We start from the raw sequence: 2296 nt of genomic DNA, 5'->3' as shown, positions 1-2296 counted from the left end.
ATTTAATACGATGAAGATACCGGAATTAAAAATTCCTGATATTGAGTCAACAGTTTTAACAGATGTGTATAAGAGTACATCCTTTTAATATGACTTGGAGAATAATGCGATATGAAGGTGAAACAGAGAATAAAATTGAGGTTGACTATAACTCAGCATTATATAAACCAGAGAGTATTAGTGATTTAGTTGAAAGGTATATATATTTGTTACAAAAATTAATGAAGAATGTGAATGAACCTATTCATTCATTGGATTTGCTTTTAGAAAAAGATCATCGTCTATACAAAGAGATGAACTCAAATGCTCTTACATATCCTAATTTAAAAACATTAGATCAATTAATTGATCTACAAGCATTAAAATCGCCAAATCAAATAGCGATTTCAATGGGTGGAAAATCCATTACCTATTATGAATTACAGCAAAGGTCCAATCAAATTGCGAATTATTTACGTGAAAATGATATAAAAAAGGGACAACGTGTAAGTATTATTATGGCGAGAGAGATTGATACCATTGTATGGGTTGTAGGGATCCTAAAATCAGGTGGAGTTTATGTACCAATTGATCCAAAGTTTCCTGAAAAAAGAATAGAATACATCTTAAAAGATAGCGAAAGTCAAATGATTATTACCAAGAAAGAATACAGGGGATTGGTTGAAAGTTTTGCCATTCATACAATTTATCTAGAAGATTTTCATTACGTTAATTCTATAGAAAATATTGCGCCTACACATACCGTAGAAGATGCAGCTTATATTATCTACACGTCAGGTTCAACAGGTTTGCCAAAAGGAGTCGTTGTACCACATAAAGGCGTAATTAACTTATCATATTCAGTAATCAATACATTCCATTTAGGCAAAGAAGATGTGTTTTTACAATTTGCAACGATCATTTTTGACGCCTCCATTATGGAAATATTTCCGATTTTGCTATGTGGAGGAAGAATGCATTTAATTTCTGAAATCGAAAAACGTTCAGCAGAGGAATTTATAAATGTAAGTCAAAAGAATGGTATTACAAATGTGGTTTTACCAACTGCGTTTTTTAAATTAATAGCTGATATGCCAAAAGAAATGTTACTTAAATTAAATTCTGTAAAACGTTTATTTGTGGGAGGGGAAACCTTACCTGCAGAATCAGTTCGTAAATGGCAAAGTAAACTAGGGTTAAAGATTCCAGTTCTTAATGCATATGGTCCTACTGAAACTACTGTATGTGCAACCATGTATGAAGTAAATGGTGAGATACAAAAAGAAATTTCTAATATTCCAATAGGTAAACCAATTGCTAATAGTGAAGTTTTCGTGGTAAGTCCGTTCAATACATTATGTCCGTCAGGTGTAGTAGGTGAGTTATTTATTGGCGGTGATGGAGTTGCCAACGGATATTTAAATCAAAAGGAAAAAACAGAAGAGTCGTTTATTTCTTTTGGTAAATCCTATAATAAGGATAAAAAGATGTATCGTACTGGGGATTTAGTCCGTCTTTTACCAAATGGAAATTTAGAATTTATCGGAAGGAAAGATAATCAAGTAAAAATACGTGGGTATCGAATTGAGCTGGATGAAATCGAAGGAACATTATTTAAACATCCAGAGGTGAGAGATGCTGTAGTATTCACTTATCAAAACGACAAAATCGTTAGTTTTTATTTATCTAAAGACAATACAGAACTAAAACAAGAGGCATTAAAAACATTCTTAAGTGAAAGTTTACCAGATTTTATGATGCCAAATTATATATTTCACCTTGAAAATTTTCCTGTATCACCAAGCGGGAAACTAGATAGAAAAAAATTAGAATTACAAATCCCATCTTTACTTGAAAACATGCAGAAGCAATATGTTCCACCGATAAGTGAAACAGAAAAAAGATTGGCAAAAACATGGGCAGAGATTTTAAATTTAGGGAAATATAGAATCGGCAGAGATGATGACTTTTTTAAACTTGGGGGACATTCATTAATTGCTGTGCAAGTGTTAAATCAAATTCAAAAAGAGTTTCATCTAAAAATTGAAATTAGAGATATTTTTGAGCATACAACGATTGCTAGTCTATCTGCTTACATCGATAAATTAATGGCAGTAAATCATGATAGGGAAGAACAGGAGATGCAAGTATTAAAAGTCGCAAATAAGGAAAGTTATCAGTTATCAAGTGCTCAAAAAAGAATCTGGTTTTTAAATAAGTATAACGCCATTAATAGAGTATATGATACACCACTACACATATATATTGAGCCGAGTTTAAATAAGGATATTCTACAAGACACCATAAGATTTTTAGT

The 2296-nt window shown here is 31.7% G+C and carries 1 pseudogene; it reads left to right on the top strand.

The features are described from left to right. Nucleotides 1-2296 (top strand): annotated as a pseudogene (locus ABWK52_RS26810) (amino acid adenylation domain-containing protein); the annotation flags it as partial.

Source organism: Bacillus sp. AP50 (assembly GCF_040492675.1).
GTDB classification, from domain to species: Bacteria; Bacillota; Bacilli; order Bacillales; family Bacillaceae_G; genus Bacillus_A; species Bacillus_A cereus.
Note: the sequence above shows the minus strand (reverse complement) of the source record. Positions and strands in the feature narration are given on the sequence as shown.